The organism is Bifidobacterium sp. WK012_4_13, assembly GCF_041080835.1.
In the GTDB taxonomy this organism is placed as follows: Bacteria; Actinomycetota; Actinomycetes; order Actinomycetales; family Bifidobacteriaceae; genus Bombiscardovia; species Bombiscardovia fermentum.
Genome location: NZ_CP129683.1, coordinates 295,870 through 311,610, shown reverse-complemented (window position 1 = coordinate 311,610; position 15,741 = coordinate 295,870). Strand labels below are relative to the sequence as shown.

Annotated in this window: 14 protein-coding genes and 1 pseudogene; 6 read left to right on the top strand and 9 right to left on the bottom strand. The window is 57.2% G+C overall.

What is annotated here, in order from left to right:
- Positions 1-4 precede the first annotated feature (4 nt).
- The 4 genes from QN062_RS01235 (at position 5) to QN062_RS01220 (ending at position 4,303) form a co-directional block, all read left to right on the top strand.
- Positions 5-1,432: an FGGY family carbohydrate kinase gene (locus tag QN062_RS01235; RefSeq protein ID WP_369341821.1), complete on the top strand. Its 1,428-nt coding sequence runs from the start codon at positions 5-7 to the stop codon at positions 1,430-1,432.
- A 6-nt stretch (positions 1,433-1,438) separates the two neighbouring features.
- Complete coding sequence (locus QN062_RS01230; protein ID WP_369341820.1) at positions 1,439-2,500, top strand: zinc-binding dehydrogenase; 1,062 nt, start codon at positions 1,439-1,441, stop codon at positions 2,498-2,500.
- Between the two features lie 75 nt (positions 2,501-2,575).
- The gene (locus QN062_RS01225) at positions 2,576-3,259 is read left to right on the top strand and encodes a class II aldolase/adducin family protein (protein WP_369341819.1); all 684 of its coding nucleotides are present in this window, start codon (positions 2,576-2,578) and stop codon (positions 3,257-3,259) included.
- Positions 3,260-3,322: 63 nt separating this feature from the next.
- Positions 3,323-4,303: a carbohydrate kinase family protein gene (locus QN062_RS01220; RefSeq protein WP_369341818.1), complete on the top strand. Its 981-nt coding sequence runs from the start codon at positions 3,323-3,325 to the stop codon at positions 4,301-4,303.
- A 40-nt stretch (positions 4,304-4,343) separates the two neighbouring features.
- Here QN062_RS01220 and QN062_RS01215 read toward each other — a convergent pair whose 3' ends face one another.
- The 8 genes from QN062_RS01215 to QN062_RS01180 all read right to left on the bottom strand — a co-directional run bounded on the left by QN062_RS01215 (position 4,344) and on the right by QN062_RS01180 (position 12,648).
- Complete coding sequence (locus tag QN062_RS01215) at positions 4,344-4,961, bottom strand: MarC family protein (RefSeq protein ID WP_369341817.1); 618 nt, start codon at positions 4,959-4,961, stop codon at positions 4,344-4,346.
- Between the two features lie 48 nt (positions 4,962-5,009).
- Positions 5,010-5,732 carry a regulatory protein RecX gene (locus QN062_RS01210; protein ID WP_369341816.1) on the bottom strand — a complete coding sequence of 241 codons (723 nt, stop codon included), beginning with the start codon at positions 5,730-5,732 and terminating at the stop codon, positions 5,010-5,012.
- Between the two features lie 33 nt (positions 5,733-5,765).
- Positions 5,766-6,959 carry a recombinase RecA gene (recA, locus tag QN062_RS01205; protein WP_369341815.1) on the bottom strand — a complete coding sequence of 398 codons (1,194 nt, stop codon included), beginning with the start codon at positions 6,957-6,959 and terminating at the stop codon, positions 5,766-5,768.
- Between the two features lie 227 nt (positions 6,960-7,186).
- Positions 7,187-7,420, bottom strand: coding sequence for a DUF3046 domain-containing protein (locus QN062_RS01200; RefSeq protein ID WP_369341814.1), 234 nt, complete (start codon positions 7,418-7,420; stop codon positions 7,187-7,189).
- A 93-nt stretch (positions 7,421-7,513) separates the two neighbouring features.
- Positions 7,514-8,050 (bottom strand): helix-turn-helix domain-containing protein, encoded by a 537-nt coding sequence (locus QN062_RS01195; RefSeq protein WP_369341813.1) that lies wholly within the window; start codon positions 8,048-8,050, stop codon positions 7,514-7,516.
- Positions 8,051-8,243: 193 nt separating this feature from the next.
- The gene (locus QN062_RS01190; protein ID WP_369342494.1) at positions 8,244-8,837 is read right to left on the bottom strand and encodes a CinA family protein; all 594 of its coding nucleotides are present in this window, start codon (positions 8,835-8,837) and stop codon (positions 8,244-8,246) included.
- 108 nt (positions 8,838-8,945) lie between these two features.
- Positions 8,946-9,563: a CDP-diacylglycerol--glycerol-3-phosphate 3-phosphatidyltransferase gene (gene pgsA, locus QN062_RS01185; protein ID WP_369342493.1), complete on the bottom strand. Its 618-nt coding sequence runs from the start codon at positions 9,561-9,563 to the stop codon at positions 8,946-8,948.
- Positions 9,564-9,753: 190 nt separating this feature from the next.
- Positions 9,754-12,648 carry a DNA translocase FtsK 4TM domain-containing protein gene (locus QN062_RS01180; protein ID WP_394854672.1) on the bottom strand — a complete coding sequence of 965 codons (2,895 nt, stop codon included), beginning with the start codon at positions 12,646-12,648 and terminating at the stop codon, positions 9,754-9,756.
- 378 nt (positions 12,649-13,026) lie between these two features.
- Between QN062_RS01180 and QN062_RS01175 the strand changes: the two are divergent.
- Positions 13,027-13,639: pseudogene (locus QN062_RS01175) on the top strand (Fic/DOC family protein).
- A 95-nt stretch (positions 13,640-13,734) separates the two neighbouring features.
- Here QN062_RS01175 and miaA read toward each other — a convergent pair.
- Complete coding sequence (miaA, locus tag QN062_RS01170; protein ID WP_369341812.1) at positions 13,735-14,745, bottom strand: tRNA (adenosine(37)-N6)-dimethylallyltransferase MiaA; 1,011 nt, start codon at positions 14,743-14,745, stop codon at positions 13,735-13,737.
- Between the two features lie 272 nt (positions 14,746-15,017).
- Between miaA and QN062_RS01165 the strand changes: the two genes are divergently transcribed.
- Positions 15,018-15,734, top strand: a complete 717-nt coding sequence (locus QN062_RS01165; RefSeq protein ID WP_369342491.1) for a GTP pyrophosphokinase family protein — start codon at positions 15,018-15,020, stop codon at positions 15,732-15,734.
- Positions 15,735-15,741 lie beyond the last annotated feature (7 nt).

Genomic DNA, 15,741 nt, shown 5'->3' with positions numbered 1-15,741 from the left:
TCATATGTCCGTTGCGCTTGCCTTGGATATTGGAACATCGACGCTGAAGTCCTCGCTCATCGACGACAGCGGTTCGATCAGAGCTCTGAAAACATGTCCCAGTCCGACGATCTCGCCTGGAATCGTGGACCCGGAACAGGTGTGGTCGCACACTGCGCGATTGATTCGGGATACTCTTGATTCATGTGATGATGTGCCTGACGCAATAATCGCCAGCGGTCAGGGAGATGGATGCTGGGAACTCGGCAATGATGGGAACGGCAGGAATTCCCTTACATGGAATTCCACGCACGCATCGGGTGTCATCGACGAGTGGGAACGCACCGGTGTCGTCGCTCAGCTGTATCGACAGACCGGAACGGTGATCTGGCCGGGCACCTCTGCGCCCATCCTCCGCTGGCTCCGCGAATCCCATGGTCTTCGACCGGAAGACCTTGCGGCAATCCTCACCGCGAAGGACTGGATCGACTATAGGCTCACCGGCGTCATTACCACCGACATCACCGATGCCAGCATTCCTTTCGTCAATCCCTACACGCGAAAGCTTGACCATGACCTTCTTGACCTGCTTGAATGCGCTGACTTCACGGATGCGATTCCTGAACCTCGCCGCCCGGGCTCATTGATCGGAAGGGTCGATAAGAGGGCATCGGCGCTTTCAGGCATAGTCCAGGGCACACCTGTGTATCTTGGTTCTCTCGACTGCGTTGCGAGCACAAGAGGCGCGGGCGCGCACGCGATGCATGACACCGTTGCTTCACTTGGCACGACGAGCGCAGTCTTTTCCTTGGTTCATGAGCCGGTTCCTGAGGGCAAGCCCGTCGGGGCGACCATCGTATGGCCAGAACCAGGCCTGTTTCTGCGAGTGCTGGGTTCGTCGTCGGGAGCGCAGGTGCTGGAATGGTTCCTCAGGGAATTCGGATATCACGGTCCCCAACGCTACCTGCAGTTCTGGCAGGACGTCGATGAGGCCAAGGAACATGACGAATTGTTTCTACCGTTCCTCTTCGGCGAAAGAGCCCCGTTTCTGGCTCCCGATGCCACCGGCACGTTCATGGGAATCAGCTCGCGGACGACGCGACCCAGACTTGCCGCCGCAGTGGCCGACGGAATCGCCTTCTCGATGCGGCATTGCCTTGAGTCATCAGGGCAGATCTCGGACATCGTCCTTACCGGTGGCGGAACGTCGGACCCGCATTTCTGCCAGCTCATTGCGAACACGCTCTCTCGCCCAGTCCTGGTTGATTCCAATGCGCAATTGGGAACCATTGGGGTCGCATCGTTCATTCCTGGGTTCGAAGCGCTGAGCCATCGCAGTGTGGAGCGAACGACCTTCACTCCGCAGGGCGATGGTGAAGACGCCCAGCGACGGTTCAACAGATATTTGGAGTCCATATCGGCATCGCTGCCCTTATGGAAGGAAAGGAAGTGACATACTGTGTCAAGTTCGCAGATCAACCATGTCGGGGTGTACTACGGTCCTGACGACATCAGGGTCGAAGCACGCGAAATTCCAAGAATACGCGAGGATGAGGCACTTGTCGCCACCAGTTCGACGGCGCTGTGCGCAGGCGAGGCAATGCCTTGGTACCATAAGGATCCTCATGGCAAGGTATTGGGACATGAAGTGATCGGCACCATCGCCCAGGTAGGGTCTCATGTCAGTGAATTTCATGTCGGAGACCGCATCTTCGCCCACCATCACGTTCCCCGTCTGATTTCGCATCAGGCCTTGCGAGGTCATTTCACCATCGATCCCCACTACCGTGAGACGCATTTCAATCCCGGTGCGATGGCCGATTATTTCGTGATCGGTCCGAGGCAGATACACGGAGACACATTCATCATTCCGGAAACGATCAGCGACGACGAAGCGGTGACCATCGAACCATGGTCATGCGTCGTAAGCGGTCTGAAAGTGAGTGGAATCCAGCCAGGAGACACGGTTCTCGTCATTGGCGCGGGCTTCATGGGATTGGGATTCGCAGCTATCGCACCGCTGTTCGGCGCCGGTCGGGTTATCGTGAGCGACCTGAACCCTTGGAGGCGGCAGAAGGCACTGGAAATCGGAGCCAATGCCGTAATCGATCCTCGGCGGGAGGATGCCGCCGAACAGCTTCGTTCCCTCAACGAAGGTCTGCTGGCAGACGTGGTCGTTGCGGCAGTGCCGAATGTCGAAGTGTTCCGCGAGGCTCGACGGCTGGTCGAACCTGGCGGAACCATTCACCTCGCCGCGCCGGGGCATCCCAATACGCAATGGTCGCAGGATGCCGCAGAGACGTATTTCAGCGAGGTGACCATAACCTCCCGATACTCTTCGGATCATACCGACGTCTATCAATACCTACGATGGCTGAAGGCAGGCAGGGTGAATCCAAACCCTGCGATCACGCATCATTTCCCATTGTCTCGTCTGGCAGAAGCGTTCAGGCTTCTCTCCACGGCCGACAGATCCCTGAAGATCGTGCTCAGGCCCGACCACCTCTATGAAGGAGCGTGACGTCAGCCTCACCGACATGCGCGCATCGCTGGACAGCGATCCCCTTCAACCAAGAAGCCATGCAACAAGAAATCCATGAATTTCAACCAAGGAGTCAACATCATCATGCTCGAACAACTTCGCCACGAGGTGCTTCAAAGAAATCTCGAACTGCCTTCGAACAATCTGGTCGTGTGGAGCGGAGGCAACGTCTCTGGAAGGGACCCAGAGACCGGCTACGTCGTGATCAAGCCAAGCGGGGTGCCGTTCAACGAACTCACCGAGGATTCACTCGTCGTCACGGATATCGATGGCACGGTCGTGGAAGGCACGCTGAAGCCATCCGTGGATCTTGGAATACATCTGCACCTCTACCGTCGCAGACCTGACGTCTTCGGAATAACGCATACGCACCAGCCATATGCCACAAGCTTCGCCTTGCGCGGCGAAGCGATACCGGCAGCGCTCACTCCCCTCACGCATCTCATCGGAGGTCCGGTCCCATGCACCCGATACGCAACGCCTGGCGACGAGGATACGGCTGTCGCAATTCTGGAGGCCACTGGCAGGCAGGGATGGGTCGCGCTCGCAAGAAGGCATGGCGTGTTTGCAATGGGACGCAGCGCAAGTGAATCACTGATGTACACCCTGTACCTCGAAGAGGCCGCGAAGACGATAAGACTGGCTCAGATCGCAGGTCCGATAACCTCCATCGATGAGCGGGAGGCACAGAGACAGCTGCACTGGCACGAAGAGCACTATGGACAGAATGTGCAGTAACGACCGTGCACGACATGCAGATGGCCGAAGGATCACAGACATCAGTACGAAAAGGAGAACCGCATGAGAGAGAAATCCTCTGACCTGCATGTTCAGGCAGCGACCATTGGCATTCATATCGTCGATATCCTTGGCAGGCCGGTCTCGGCAATACCATCCGGGCAGGGAATGACCCTGCTCGACGAGATAGCCATGAGCGCTGCAGGAACCGCAGCAGCGACCGCCTATGGGCTTGCCCGATTGGGAGTCGCCACTGCCACCTTTGGCGTGATTGGGAATGACGACCTTGGATCGTGGCTGAGAAACCGTCTTCAGGAAGAGGGGGTTGACGTCCATGGGCTGCACTCAGCTTCAGGAGTGCCCACATCGGCGACGATCTTGCCCATTCGCCCTGACGGATCAAGACCCGCTCTTCATTGCATCGGAGCCAACCGTCTTCTCGACGAGCATGTCATCGACTTCGACGTCATCAAAAAGGCTCGGCACGTGCATATCGGCGGAAGCTTTCTTCTTGAACGTCTTGACGGAACGCCGACGGCAAGGATTCTGAAATATGCCAAGGAGCATGGAGCCACCACGTCCGTCGATGTCATTGGCGTTCCTGACGCAGACTTCGAACGAGTGCTCGGTCAGGTCTATCCATGGATTGACTACTTTCTCCCCAACGAGGAGGACGCGCTGATGCTTTCGCACAGCTCTTCGCTTCATGACGCAATCCGCTGGTTCCACGGCCGTGGCGTACGATCGACAGTCATCACGCTGGGTGAACGTGGGGCATCGGTAAGCGAGCAAGGCAGGGAAGAGGCGGTTGTGCCGGCATATGCCGTTGATGTGGTGGATACCAGCGGATGCGGAGATGCATTCTCGGCAGGTTTCATCTCAGGAATCATACGGGGCAAGAGCCCTGTCGATGCCGCACTGATCGGAACGGCTGCAGGTTCGGCGACGGCGCAAGGGCTGGGTTCTTCCGCAGGTGTGAAGAATGAGAAGGAACTGGAGGAATTCATGGCCAACACCCCTTATCTGGGCGAGTTGAGGGCTTGATGGATCCCAGGCTCATGAACGTGGTCGAAGCGCCGAAGCGTCACAGTCTGAGCGTCGTTATGCCATGAATCATGAGTTCGACCCCGATGCACAGAATCAGAAAGCCGATGACTCGAACGAGAGCGCCGATTCCGGTCGGTCCAAGCCTGTCGACGACCGGCGTTGCCCACATCAGCAAGGCAGCGATGATGGCTGCGAGCAGAATCACGGCAGCGATGATTCCGACTCTACCTTCGATGCTGGGATAGCGCGCAGACAGGCCTATCACCTCACCGATCGCACCCGGTCCGGCGATAAGCGGAAGCGCCATCGGAGTGAAGGAGATATCCCTCTTGCTTTTGGCGTGATCGTGCTCCTCCTGTGTGAGCTGACTCTTTGGATTGAGCATGCCAAGACCGGAATTGGCGACGACAAATCCACCCGCAATCTGGATTGCCTGAAGGTTAAGTCCAAAAACATTGAGGATAAGAGACCCAAGAATCGCAAATGCCGTCAGAATGATGCCGACATCAAGACCTGTATGCAAGCCCTGTCTGCGAAGCTCTGAAGGTGCATAGTCTCCTGTCAATCCGGCAAAGGCAGCAAGAGCTCCCACAGGATTGACTATTGGGAACAGGGCTAGCAGCGATGCGGTGAAAACCGTCAGATAACTGGACATGCTGGTATCGTACCTGCTGCCACACGGCGATTGCGCCAATGACAGACCCTAGTCGAATAATTCGTTGGCCACCTGTCGGATGGTGTCTGGAGAATGTCCCTTTCGTCCAGCAGTGCTCCACAGCCGACGCTTCCTTCTGATTGGATCAAGGCCCTTGGTCTTTCTCAGCACCGTTCTACCCAGCTCATAAGCAGCATCGACGAAACAGCCCTCTTCCTCAGCCGCAGACACCACACGTTGAGCAAGCTCCCTGTCCACACCCTTTCTCAAGAGCTCACGCTGAGTGAACCGCGCTCCCATATTCCTGGAAAGGCAGTATCTCACAGCCGATTCGGCGTAGGCCTCATCATTGATCAGCAGCACCTTGGTCAACCGGCCGATCACTTCATCGATGACCGGCTCCTCGAATTCCTTATCCAGCAATCGTTGCTTCAAGCCACCCGAAGACCGCGGAGCGGCGTCGAGAAGACGGAGCGCAGCCTCGCGACACGCATCGATATCATCATCGCCGATGCTGCAAGGTGCAGCTGCATGCGAATCATCTGCAACCGAAGCACCGGCATCGCCATCGTGGGCATTGATGTCGTGGGCATCGATGCCGGTGACTTCGCCTCTTTCAGCACCTATCCCCCTGCGACCGGCACGGCCAGCACTGTTTCCTGACGGCTTCCTTGCTGGCCTTCCGGCATGCTCTCCTTTAGGACTCTTCTCTGGCTGCGATTCAGGCATGACGATGCCATGTCCGGCAAGAAAGCCCTCAACTGTTATCACGATGCACGACTCCACTCACTCAGCACGATGCGATCATGCGTTAGCCGGAACCTTCGCCGAAGATTCCTTATCAGCAGTCGCATCTGACGATGCCCGACCGGATGAACTCGAAGAGACATTGCCTTCCGACCCTCCTTCGGCATCGGTTCCGTCCTGATGCTGCGCATCCTCTGCCGGAACTTCGTCAGGAGGAACCATTCCGAAGGCAATTTTGACCTTATGCTCGATTTCCTCGGTCAGTTCAGCATTATCCTTCAAATATTGGCGAACGTTCTCGCGACCCTGTCCAAGCTGGTCATCGCCATAGGTGAACCATGAACCTGACTTCTTGACGATGTTGGTCTGCAACGCCATGTCAAGCACGGAACCTTCCTTCGAGATGCCTTCGCCATAGAGAACATCGAATTCGGCCGATTTGAACGGCGGGGCCATCTTATTCTTCACGACCTTGACCCTGGTTCTGTTTCCTACCGCATCTTCGCCGTTCTTCAGGGTCTGGATCCTGCGAATGTCAAGCCGCACCGAAGCATAGAACTTCAGAGCCTTTCCACCCGTGGTCGTCTCTGGGCTACCGAAGAAGACGCCAATCTTCTCACGAAGCTGGTTGATGAATACGGCGGTGGTGTTGGCCTGTGCAAGCGCTCCGGTCATCTTGCGCAGCGCCTGACTCATGAGACGGGCCTGCAGACCGACATGGCTGTCTCCCATCTCGCCTTCGATTTCCGCCTTTGGAACCAGTGCAGCCACGGAATCGACGACGATGATGTCAAGCGCACCCGAACGAATGAGCATGTCGGCGATTTCCAAGGCCTGCTCGCCGTTATCTGGCTGAGAGACAATCAGAGAATCCGTATCGACTCCAAGCTTGCGGGCATATTCGGGATCCAGGGCATGCTCTGCATCGATGAAGGCAGCCACCCCGCCCTTTTTCTGTGCATTGGCCACTGCATGCAGTGCAAGCGTCGTCTTTCCCGATGATTCCGGTCCATAGACCTCGACGATCCTTCCGCGAGGCAGTCCCCCAATGCCCAGCGCCATGTCCAGAGCCAGGGAACCGGTGGGTATGACCTCGACATTCTGCGGTGGACGATCGCCAAGGCGCATCGCAGATCCTTTGCCGAAACTCTTCTCGACCTGTTCCAGCGCCGTGTTCAGCGCCTGATCCTTGCGCTTGGCGTTGTCTTCCGGGCTCTTGCGCGATCCGCGGGCGCCTGTGTGTTGTGCCATTGGCTCTCCTTAAAATAAATCTCTATACAAACAACAGCGCTACCGTATGACATTTCTGCACCGACCGACAGCTTCCATGGCCTATGTGGTCGAATGTGGAATCCTCCGACGAATCGCACTGAATCCGAATCACCACTATAGTCGAACATTTGTTCGAACGCCAGTCGTGAGAAAAAATAAAAGCGGGTGTGTCTGGCCACATCTGACCAAAAACACCCGCACACAGACTATGCCGCCGGCAACGGCGGCGCATTATGATCCTTGCCCCATCGTCTCGAATCCGGAATTTCCATCTGGTCGCACAGCACATTCCATACGACCCTCGGCTCGGTGCCCCTGTCCAGCGCCTCGACGACAGTCATCGAGTCAAGGGCCGCCAACCTTTGATCTCGTGAAAGACTACGCCCATACACACGTCCGAAAACCTCTTCGAGCAACTGCCAGAATTCTCTTTCTCGCACTCATGACCTTATCTATCGCCCAATTATCGTGAATCCCAAGCCACTTCAGTCCGAATCCACCGCATCCATGCTGCCCCAGCGACGGGACAGCACCTAGTTCTCGAGTGATTCCAGATAGTCAGCGACCATGCGAAGCATCTGTGGAACGCTTACTCCAAGAGCCTCGGCAATCGAGCTGAGCAGTTCGGAACTTGCCTCTTTCTGGCCTCTTTCGACTTCGGAAAGATAGCCCAATGAAACGCCCGCATTCTCGCTTACCTCGCGCAGCGTCTTGTGATCCTTGGTCCTCAAGTCACGCAGGACATGACCGATGGCCTCGCGCAAAGAGACATTCTGAACATTATCCTGCGAATCATCGGCGGAGATCTTTGTCGAACGCTTTGCCTCGGGTGCATCTTCGTCCTGCATCCACATACGGTTGAGAGCCGCCTGGCGGTCATCCTTGGCCTTCTTGGCCGCCCTTGCCCTCAGAACCTGCTGCTGGGCGAACATGACCGCCCTTTTCTGTGCTGGGGTCAGATTGCGCACCCGAGCGTTGCCACGTTGAGGAAGTGATACCGGCTTGAGTTCATAGGACTCGCCGCTTTGAGTCAGTTCAGTGCGATTCAATACTGTGTTTTCAGCAACCATTGCATATCCCCTTTCGCCACCATCGTTGTACTTTCAATCCATACAACAAGGCTCAGGGCGTAATATTCCATCAGCGAAGCCATTCCAGGCCAAATGTGAGCGACCTCACATTCCTTGAGACCCCTTCGTTCAGCGCTGCATGAATGTCATTGCCTCGGGAAGGCCCCAGATCGGCACTGAGGCCAGACTGAGGTCAGACAGAGGTCGTCGCGGACCTCAATTCGCTCTCGAGATATCCCAGAACATGCTCGACGGTCTGCAGGCGCACTTCTTCGCGCGACCCCTGAAGACGCAGACGATAGCTGACGGTTCGTGCGGACTCGCCCCGAGACTGCGAAGCCATGATCGGCGAGTGCAGACCGACATAGACCAATCCCGCGGGCTTGTCGCCATCTGGCCCGGGGCCTGCGACACCCGTGGTGGAAAGACCGAACACTCGGTCACGAATATCCTCACGTCCGAACAGGCGGGCGGTGGACTCGGCCATCTGAACCGCCACCCTTGCATCGACGGCACCCGCGGAGTCGAGTATCCTTTCGTCCACATTCAGAATCGAAGCCTTGGCCGCGATGTCATAGGTGACTGCCGAGCCCAGAAAGACATCTGAAGCCCCGGGAATCCGCACGAATGCATCGGCAAGCAGACCTCCGGTCAATGACTCCGCAGCCGCCACGAAGAGGTCGCGGTCCCTGCATGCTTCGATGATGCGAGATGCCAGTGCATCGCATCGTTGGTGGGAGGCCGTGGAAAACTCGGAATCAGCGCTGCTGGACCTTCGATCGATCATCTTGATATTCCCATCCGTGAGCATGCGGCCGCGTCGATGCGGCATCTGACGCCTATGTATTCGACAGTTCCCTGCAAACTGACAAGCTGCCGAGCGCGTCCTGGCATCTCAGCGCTTCAGCAGCGTGTGATACAGGTATTCGCCGCCTGAATACAGGCAGAGAATCAGTGCGATGTAGACGATCGCAGCGGTGAAGAGGCTATAGATGTGCGCCGGACCCGTTTCCAGGCCGACGAGTGCCGGAATCGGAGCCAGAAGCAGCGCGATGGCAAAGCATTCGAACAGGGTCTTGTACTTACCGGCCTTCGATGCGGCGATGACGCTGCCACCTGAGTCGATGACCAGAAAACGCATCAGCGTTATGCCAAGTTCACGAATCAGGAAGAGTGCAGTCACCCACCACGCGATTTCGTTGAAGCAGGAGGCGACGATCAGGGCGGCAAGAATCAGAAGCTTATCGGCGATGGGGTCGAGGAGCTTGCCAAGTTCGGTCACCTGATCGTATTTCCGCGCCATCCAGCCGTCGAGTTTGTCGGTGGAGGCAGCGACGACGAACAGCACTGTCGCAGCCCATCGGAGCGACAGGTCTTCGGATCCGAAACGTCCCGACGCGACGTACAGCGCAAGGAACGCCACAACGAGCACTATTCTCACATATGTGACGATGTTCGGTGGGCTGTTCCAACCATCGAAAAGACTTCCATGCCGCTGAGACCCACCTTCCATCGGTGCATCTTCAGTCGAATCTGGATCTGACTTGGTTTCAAGGTGTTCCTGCATGACCTCTCCTCGATTGCCGCCTGCGTCGCTGCCTGAGAAGAAAACGCATGTATCGCGGCTGTTTCCTGTTACACCCACACCATGCTACCCCGAGAAAGGACTGCCCGCATCGTCAGCACGATGGAATGGGACCCATTCAGCCCTGTGCCTGCGAATCATCGTGGGACTGGGCCAGTGTCGGCTGTGACTGCTGCAACGACTTCGTCTCGCCCTTCAGGAACGAGAGCACCGCCTGCAGATCCTGCGGCTGCACGAGTACCTCCCTTGCCTTGGAGCCTTCGGACGGGCCAACGACACCGTGCGACTCGAGCAAGTCCATCAGGCGTCCTGCCTTGGCAAATCCGACGCGCAGCTTGCGCTGCAGCATCGAGGTCGAACCGAACTGCGTGGTGACGACAAGCTCCGCGGCCTGAAGCAGGACGTCGAGATCGTCACCGATCTCCTCATCGATCTCTGGGCGATTCTCCGCCTGCTGTGCCATCTGCTCGATGTCTTCGCGATAGTGAGGCTTGCGCTGCGTTCTGACATATTCGACGGCGCGTCTGATCTCTGACTCGCCGACCCAGGAACCTTGAACGCGTAGCGGCTTGGCAGAACCCATGGGGAGGAACAGGGCATCACCCTGTCCGATGAGCGTCTCGGCGCCAGTCGTGTCGAGGATGACCCTCGAATCAGTCGCCGACGATGTCGCGAAGGCCAGACGAGACGGGATGTTCGCCTTTATCAGGCCGGTGACGACATCCACGGACGGACGCTGAGTCGCAAGCACCAGGTGGACGCCCGCTGCACGCGCAAGCTGCGTGATTCTTTGGATGGAGCTCTCGACGTCGTTCTTGGCGACCATCATAAGGTCGGCCATCTCGTCGACCACGACGAGCAGATACGGATATGCTGCAATCCTGCGGTTCGACCCCGCTGGAGCATGCACCTTGCCAGCGCGGACGGCCTCGTTGAAGTCCTTGACATGCCTGAAGCCGAAGTATTGAAGGTCGTCGTAGCGAGCATCCATCTCCTTCACCACCCATTCCAACGCCTGAGCAGCCTTTTTGGGATCGGTGATGATCGGAGTGAGCAAGTGAGGGATACCCGCATACGCACTGAGTTCGACGCGCTTGGGATCAACCATGATGAGCCGTACCTGTTCAGGCGTCGCCCGCATGATGACCGAGGTCAGCATGGAATTGATGAAGCTGGACTTGCCTGAACCGGTCGCGCCCGCGACCAGCAAATGGGGCATCTTCGTCAGGTCAGCGGTTATGAAATGCCCTTCGACGTCCTTGCCGACACCGGCAAGCATGGGATTGGGATCCGATTGCGCCTTGTCAGAGCGCAGAACGTCGCCCAGATGCACGATTTCACGATCGACGTTTGGAATTTCAATTCCTATGGCGGACTTGCCAGGAATCGGCGAAAGGATGCGGACATCCGAACTGGCGACTGCGTATGCGATGTTTCGCTGAAGGTTCGTGACCTTCTCGACCTTGACGCCCGGTCCCAGCTCGACCTCGTACTGGGTCACGGATGGACCTCGGAGAAAGCCCACGACCTTGGCATCGACGTCGAACTGCTGGAAGGTGGACTGCAATGCCCGTATCACGTTGTCGTTCGCGGGGGTCCTCGCCGCGTGTGGCTTCCCCTTGACGAGCAAGTCCATGGTTGGCAGATGATATTGGGCCAATGCGTCGGCGCCAGAGTCAGAGTCCGCGCCTGAGTCCCCGTCAGCGGCCATGCCAATGCCGTTGCCATCAGTGCCTTCACTGTCATTGTCAGCGGCACCACCGTCATTGTCAGCGACAACGCCCGAGTCCTCCGGTCTCGCCTCGCCGCCAGCATGCATTGAGGTCCCCGCAGCGGCATTCATGGCATCACCCATGCCATAACCCATGGCGTTCCCCGCCTGATTCATTCCGGAATCGAGATCATGAATCGCGCCCCGTGCACCGGAGGCCGTCCTATCCGCCCCATCCGGCAAGGCGATCGTCGCCTCGCCCTGACCGGCAAGGTCAGCGCCGACATCGTGATGGGCAGGCATGTTCAGCAGTTGCGTCGAGTCGTTCCCGTTACCTGTCGAACCATCGATCACCGCTGTCTCATCGATGTCTCCATGCTGACTTGCTGCACGGATGAACGGATCGTCACCCTCGTACCTTTCGAGGCGCGAATCGTCGCCATTGCGTCGCTTGAAATGAAACAGGCGCGCAAGCCACGACTGCTTCACACCGTCCGGTTCCGAATCATCCGTGCCATCATGCTTGGGCACGCCAGGGGCAAGCACCATGGTCTCGTCCGAAGCCGGCATGCCCGCGGCGAAGCCTGAACCGTCAGGATCGGCTCCGTCTGCATCCGAACCAGCCTCGTGCCTGCGCCCGCGAATCCTGTCGAACGATGAGCGAGCGAGGTCAGGCAGATCGGTGACATGAAGTCCGGCGATCATGAGGATCGAGAAGAATGCGACGACGACGAACACGATGATCGCAAAGGTGTTCGAAAGTCCCCATGCGAGCGGAGAGCCGAGGAAGAAGCCAAAGAGACCACCCGCCTGCTGTATGGCTTCGAAATCGAAGGTTCTCGAGCTCGCCGTCTGTGAGATGTCGAGAATGGAGCAGATCGACCAGAGCATCAGCACCCACCCGCTGACGATGCGCGGATTGTTCTCGTCATCGCCGACATGGCGAATGAGCCGTATCGCTATGTAGCTCAGCAGAACCGGCAGAATGACGCTCATCACGCCCAGCAGCCCCGATGCTGCGGCATGAAGGACCCGTCCAAGCAGACCGCTGACGTTGAACCATTCGCTGGCGCAGAAGAAGACCGCGAATATCAGAAGGATGAAGCATGTGCCGTCCCTGCGCGCGGCAGGGTCATAGTCGCCGACACCCGTCAGCGAGCGAATGATGGATGCGAACCCTCTCGGAATCGCCAGAGCGATCTTCTTCGCAGTGGATTCATGCTCGTCGGAGTGTGACTGGGAATGTGTTGCGGCATTGCTCCCACGCGATGGTGCAGATGATTGATGCTGCTTTGACCTCACATTGACCTCTCAGTGCTGTGTCTCACATATACGATCATATGCCGAGACTCCCCTACGCTCATTGTATTGCCGATACCGTCAAGGCGACATCGGCACCGTAACGTTGCTGCCTGCATATGGCATGCAGGCAGCAACCATGACCGAATCCAGAATAGCCAATGCCGGGAATCAGCGCCGGATTTCGCTGAATTTCGCACAAAGACCATACAGGACAAGGGCGAAACACGACAAAGACGGCAAAAACTTTCAATACAGGCTACCATCGTGACTATGACGACCGATGCAGAACGTGCGAGCGCAGTCGCATTTGCCAGACAGAACTGCGCACTTGAGAACATGACGCCAAGTGACGAGGCGCTTTCCTTGGCCCGCAGACATATGGACGGTGAGATTTCGGCTCAGGACCTGTCAGTCTCGATTCCCCATCCAGGCGTCGCAGACGCCGTCTTCCTCAATACCATCGTGCTCGGCGAGCAGGGATGGAATCCCACCGGCGACCTTGACGAGCTCAAGACCATCCACCGGCGCGTCTTCGATGGGGTATTCGACGACGCAGGAACGGTCAGGACCAGCAACACCCGAGGCAAGGTGGGCCGCGCTGCGAATCCTGAGGCGTTCTTCCCGGTCAGCCTCATCGAAACTGGTGCCGTGAACATTGCAACCGAGCTGAGCGACAAGCAGAACCTCAGAAGTCTCGACCGTGACGTTTTCATAGCCCAGCTCGCTCACATATATGACGAATTGGGATATCTCCATCCATTCATCGGTGGCAACGCGATGACCCTGCGCATGTTCGCATCACGGCTCTCACGATGCGGGATGGGACCTCGACTGGGGCAAGGTCGACGCAGCGACATACAAGGCGGCCAAGCAGGGCGCATATGATGGCAGCACGGCCGGGCTTGAGAGCATGTTCCGCATGCTGGTTCGTCCTGCCAACCTCTCACGCACCTTCCTCATCGCGGGATGGGAACAGGGGCCTGCGCACTGATCGAAGGCAACGCAGCGGCTCCTGGTCCACAAGGCTGCCGTCATTTCACCCATGTGATCCATGCAACCCATCGAAATATCAGTGTCCGACGGAGTTCAGCTTCGCCAGCGACGGCCTATGTCGCCAAGATGATGCGAGACATAGGTATCGGCTTCCGCGTCGAATCCGTCGAACTCGCCATCGTCCGCTCTGGCGACGACTTTCAGCGCCTTATCGACCAGATCGGGGTCAAGGGCCTGAATCCAATGGATTCTAGGATCCCTTCCAAACCAGCCCATCTGCTTTCTGGCCAGACGCTTCGTCTTCTGCGCTATCGTCTTCTCTGCCTCGCCGAGCGTGAGCCTGCCGTCAAGCACGTCGAACATTTCCTGATATCCCAATGCCTTGGCGGCCGTAAATCCTAGTTTCGGCCGCATCTCCCTTGCCTCCTCAAGCAAGCCATTTCGAATCATTGACGCAGTCCTGACATCGATTCTCCTGTCAAGCTCATCACGGTCAATGTCGAGACCAATCTGAATGGTGGGAATCTTGTAGCAGTAGTGAGGAAGATTGGCGGAATACGCCCTTCCCGTGATCTCGATAACCTCCAACGCCCTGATGGTTCGACGGACATTGTGCGGATCCATACGCGCCGCTGCGATCGGATCCCTCCCCTGAAGCTCCGCAAAGAGCACCGTGGGTCCCTCGAGCTCCGCCCTGTGCTCCAGATGCTCGCGGATTTCTGGATTCGTGCCAGGAAAGCTCATGTCGTCGATGGCGGCACGGGAATAGAGACCGGAGCCGCCGACAAGTATCGGACGAATGCCCCTTCGCTGCAACTGATCGATGCATGCCCGTGACAGTTTCTGGAAGCGTGCGACCGTCATGGGCACATGCGGATCGGAAATTCCAAGCAGATGATGACGGACCTCATACTGCTGGGCAGCCGATGGCTTTGCCGTCCCTATGTCCATGCCCTCATACATCTGATAGGCATCGGCGTTCACTATCTCAGCCTCCAGGTCATGACGACGGAAAACGCGAACCATGGCGATGGCCAGATCCGTTTTCCCCGTCGCCGTCGGGCCAACGATCGAAATCACGCGCTGATTGAACAAATGTGGCATTGCTGCAATTCTTTCCACTCGCTGTCTCTGTCTGCCATGCGTCGAAGGCGTCGCGCGTCGAACCATGTCTTCGCCTGCCTTGATGTCTCTACCATGATAAAGCGTGAACATGGTCGATAAAGCCTGAACATAGTCAATGAAGCGTGAACATAGTGGGCAACTCCTTGGGAAGACCCTGTCAGGCAGGCCAGGGCAATGTAGAATGTTGAACCCGAAGCGAGGCAAAGGTCTCCTATGGAAGGCACACCGTGATATTAGATCGCAAGAACGTGATGAACTCGGCAGAGTTGGAGCAAAGTCTTCAATCCATCGAAACGATGCCAGGAAGCTCGCTGTCCAAGGGAGACATAGCCGATTTCCTCGATCTCATGCAGGTCTATGAAGGTGCCATGCACGAGATCAGCACCAAGTTGGAGATACTCGACGATGAATTCCAGGTACGGTTCAGCCATAACCCCATTCATCACATGGAACGGCGTCTGAAGAGCATGACCTCGATCATAGGCAAGCTTCAGCGCAAGAAGCTTCCTGTGACGATGGATGCGGTGAAGAACAATCTCTTCGATGTGGCTGGGATACGGGTGGTCTGCAACTACCGCGATGACGTCTATTCCGTCTCTCGATACCTTTCAGACCAGTCCGACATTCAGGTTCTGCGCGTCAAGGACTACATCCGCAACCCCAAGCAGAACGGGTATCGCAGCCTTCATGTGATCTATGCGGTTCCGGTGTTCCTGACAAGCGGGCAGCATTTCACGCCGGTCGAGGTACAATTCAGGACCATTGCGATGGACTATTGGGCCAGCCTGGAGCACCAGCTCAGATACAAGTCGAATCTGCCTGACGAGCGGCTTTCCGAGCATTCACAGACGCTGCTTGACTGTGCGAAGTCTCTGCAGAACGTCGAGGTCCAGATGCAGTCCATTCATCGCGACATCAGCGGATCGCCTCAGGAGACGGAAAGCCCTCAGGCGGCTGCACAATCCTGAGGCTGCC

Bases quoted from the DNA above. Each gene is read 5' to 3' on its own strand.
- QN062_RS01195 (WP_369341813.1), bottom strand. From the start codon at position 8,050: ATGGTTGCTGAAAACACAGTATTGAATCGCACTGAACTGACTCAAAGC.
- miaA (WP_369341812.1), bottom strand. From the start codon at position 14,745: ATGCCACATTTGTTCAATCAGCGCGTGATTTCGATCGTTGGCCCGACG.
- QN062_RS01225 (WP_369341819.1), top strand. From the start codon at position 2,576: ATGAATTTCAACCAAGGAGTCAACATCATCATGCTCGAACAACTTCGC.
- QN062_RS01235 (WP_369341821.1), top strand. From the start codon at position 5: ATGTCCGTTGCGCTTGCCTTGGATATTGGAACATCGACGCTGAAGTCC.
- pgsA (WP_369342493.1), bottom strand. From the start codon at position 9,563: ATGGAAGGTGGGTCTCAGCGGCATGGAAGTCTTTTCGATGGTTGGAAC.
- recA (WP_369341815.1), bottom strand. From the start codon at position 6,959: ATGGCACAACACACAGGCGCCCGCGGATCGCGCAAGAGCCCGGAAGAC.
- QN062_RS01220 (WP_369341818.1), top strand. From the start codon at position 3,323: ATGAGAGAGAAATCCTCTGACCTGCATGTTCAGGCAGCGACCATTGGC.
- QN062_RS01165 (WP_369342491.1), top strand. From the start codon at position 15,018: ATGAACTCGGCAGAGTTGGAGCAAAGTCTTCAATCCATCGAAACGATG.
- QN062_RS01190 (WP_369342494.1), bottom strand. From the start codon at position 8,837: ATGATCGATCGAAGGTCCAGCAGCGCTGATTCCGAGTTTTCCACGGCC.
- QN062_RS01215 (WP_369341817.1), bottom strand. From the start codon at position 4,961: ATGTCCAGTTATCTGACGGTTTTCACCGCATCGCTGCTAGCCCTGTTC.